General features: G+C 66.6%; 1 protein-coding gene and 1 pseudogene. Both read right to left on the bottom strand.

Annotation, left to right across the window (positions count from 1 at the left end; translation table 11 throughout):
* Positions 1-67 precede the first annotated feature (67 nt).
* Positions 68-610 (bottom strand): hypothetical protein, encoded by a 543-nt coding sequence (locus FV228_RS31205; protein WP_147857917.1) that lies wholly within the window; start codon positions 608-610, stop codon positions 68-70.
* A gap of 110 nt (positions 611-720) precedes the next feature.
* A pseudogene (locus FV228_RS31200) lies at positions 721-838 on the bottom strand (IS5/IS1182 family transposase); the annotation flags it as partial.

The raw sequence follows: 838 nt of genomic DNA, 5'->3' as shown, positions 1-838 counted from the left end.
CGCGTGGGCCGTGCCGCCCACGATCGCCGTCCCCCGTCCGGCCAGGATCTCGGCCACGCCGGCGCTCTCAGGCGGCAGCCGGCCCGGACTGCTCGCGGCGCCTGCGGCGCAGGAAGGTCACGGTGCCGCCGGCGAGCGCGAGACCCAGGATCGCGTTGATCTCGGGCGAGGGCGCGCCACCGGAACCGCCACCGGCACCGGCAGCGGCGCTGGATTCGAACAGGCCGGCAAACGCCCCGCCGGTTCCGTAGGGGCTCGCTTCGGCAAACCCACCCGCCGTGTAGGTGCCGGCGCTCAGGTGGATCTGCGCCGAGCTGAAGGCGGGATTCTGCAACGCGTCTAAAGCCGAGGTCGCGTAACTCCCGAGCGCGGGCGTGGATGTGAGCCCTGAGAAGATCGTCACGCCCGTCGATGATGTCACGTTGATCCGGAACTGATCACCGCTGAGATAGGAATCCACGATCGAGAGCGTTCCCGGCCCGGCAAGGCTGAAGGAGAACGTCGGCAGCACCGAGCCCGGACCGCCGAAATCGAAAGATCGGTACCCCGCGCCGAGGGCGAGATCGATCGTTTGCGCCCGCGCCGGCAAGGCCTGCGCCACCATGGCCATGGCCATGACCGCGACGACACGCGATAGGCTCTTACTCATCTGCCGCTCCCCTTCGACCGCATCAGCCCCATCGCCCCGCCATCGAAATGAATAACGAACCTTAGAGCGTGTTATGCACCTGTCATCAGTCGTTCGGCCTGTTTCAGCATGAGACAGACGAAGGCGACCATATGAAGTCCTGCCAGCGTGCTGGCATAACGCTCGTAATCCTTGACCAGGCGCCGACAG

This window comes from Methylobacterium sp. WL18, from assembly GCF_008040015.1.
GTDB classification, from domain to species: Bacteria; Pseudomonadota; Alphaproteobacteria; order Rhizobiales; family Beijerinckiaceae; genus Methylobacterium; species Methylobacterium mesophilicum.
Note: the sequence above shows the minus strand (reverse complement) of the source record. Positions and strands in the feature narration are given on the sequence as shown.

Excerpts from the sequence above, each read along its gene's own strand:
- FV228_RS31205 (WP_147857917.1), bottom strand. The coding sequence starts at position 610 with ATGGCCATGGTGGCGCAGGCCTTGCCGGCGCGGGCGCAAACGATCGAT.